Source organism: Streptomyces sp. HPF1205 (genome assembly GCF_020400825.1).
GTDB lineage: Bacteria > Actinomycetota > Actinomycetes > Streptomycetales > Streptomycetaceae > Actinacidiphila.
The window spans coordinates 1-346 of sequence record NZ_JAINVH010000171.1 but is presented as its reverse complement, the minus strand read 5'-3'; the positions used below and the strand labels follow the sequence as shown (position 1 = coordinate 346).

The window sequence follows — 346 nt, the reverse complement described above, 5'->3', positions numbered from 1 at the left end:
CGCCTCGTCGACGAGTTCCTCGATCACGTCGCGGATGTCGTACGAACGGTTGGGGTCGGCCGGCACGATCTCCAGCAGCGCCTCGCCCGGCCGGTCCACGGGATCGGCGGTGGTCACCGCGGGCGGCAGCTCGCGGTTGTTGGACGGCAGCATGGTCAGCAGGTACCGGACGTCCGCGAGGCAGGCGCGTACGTCGTCGTGGACGAAGTGCGCGACCCCGGACGTGGAGCCGTGGACGTCGGCGCCACCGAGGCTGTCGTGCGTCACCTCCTCGCCGGTGACGGTCTGGACGACGTCGGGCCCGGTGATGAACATCTGCGAGATGCCGCGCACCGCGAACACGAGG

The 346-nt window shown here is 70.5% G+C and carries 1 protein-coding gene; it reads right to left on the bottom strand.

Annotation, left to right across the window (positions count from 1 at the left end):
- Positions 1–346, bottom strand: a 346-nt coding sequence (locus tag K7G61_RS36155) for a carboxyl transferase domain-containing protein (protein WP_308190825.1), incomplete at both ends; no start/stop codon positions are given.